We start from the raw sequence: 1226 nt of genomic DNA on the forward strand, positions 1-1226 counted from the left end.
CGTTTCTTTGGGGGTTTCCCGGCAGTCTTTCGGCTTTCCGGTTCGGGTCGGTCGGTCAAGGGTCGCCGAAGGCGATCGCGTAGCGACGCGACGAAGGAGCGCCCTTGAGGGACCGGCCCGAACCGGAAGGACGATGGGACTGACGGGAAGCCCCCAACCGGCTCTGATCCGGTCCGAGGGGATACCGCCTCCCGGCTCCCGCCCCGCATCCAAGGGGGCGCGTGGGCAACCCCCACCCCCCGCCCCCGCCCCCTACGCTGGCCGGCTCAGGCGGTCGCCGCCTGCCAGGACGGCGGCCGCCAGGGCCTCCGACGCCGGGGTGGGGCGGCGGCCCTGGAGCAGGGCGAACTCCACCGGCCCCAGTTCCGGCAGGCCGCCCACCCGGACCAGTCCCGGCGGGATCAGCCCCCGGGTGTGCGCCATCACCCCGAGCCCCGCGCGGGCCGCCGCGATCAGGCCGCTCAGGCTGCCGCTCGTACAGGCGATCCGCCACGCCCGGCCGTCCCGCTCCAGCACCTCCAGGGCCCGCGCCCGGGTGATCCCCGGCGGCGGGAAGACGATCAGCGGCACCGGACGCTCCGGGTCGACCCGCAGCCCCTCCGCGCCGATCCACACCATCCGGTCCCGCCACCCCATCCGGCCCCGCTCGTCCCCCGTTTCTTTCTCCGCTTGGCCAGCACCAGGTCCAGACGCCCCGCGTCCAGCCGCTCGTGCAGCGTCCCCGACAGCTCCACCGACAGCTCCAGGTCCACTCTCGGGGTGCTCGTGCCGGAACCCCCTCCAGGATCTCCGGCAGCCGTGTCAGCACGAAGTCCTCCGACGCCCCGAACCGCAGCCGTCCCCGCAGCCGCGTCCCCGTGAAGAAGGCCGCCGCCCGCTCGTGCGCCTCCAGGATGGTCCGCGCGAAGCCCAGCAGCGCCTCGCCGTCCTCCGTCAGCCCGACGCTGTGCGTGTCCCGCACGAACAGCGGGCGCCCCGTGGCCTCCTCCAGCCGCCGCACGTGCTGGCTGACCGTGGACTGCCGCACCCCGAGCCGGGCCGCCGCCTGCGTGAAGCTCAGCGTCTGGGCCACCGTGAGGAAGGTGCGCAGCTGGACCGGGTCGTACATGACCCCAGACTAGGCCCGCGTCATCACGTTCCGCGATGGCAGTCAGTGCGGTGTGCGTGTTTCCCGATGACCGCCCACCGGCGACGATGGTCATACCCCTCGTACCTTCGTACCCCCC

General features: G+C 73.7%; 1 pseudogene. It reads right to left on the reverse strand.

Annotated elements, in window-relative coordinates:
• Window positions 1–252: 252 nt before the first annotated feature.
• Window positions 253–1108, reverse strand: a pseudogene (locus SSNG_RS29140) (LysR substrate-binding domain-containing protein).
• Window positions 1109–1226 lie beyond the last annotated feature (118 nt).

The organism is Streptomyces sp. C (assembly GCF_000158895.1).
Classification (GTDB): Bacteria; Actinomycetota; Actinomycetes; order Streptomycetales; family Streptomycetaceae; genus Streptomyces; species Streptomyces racemochromogenes.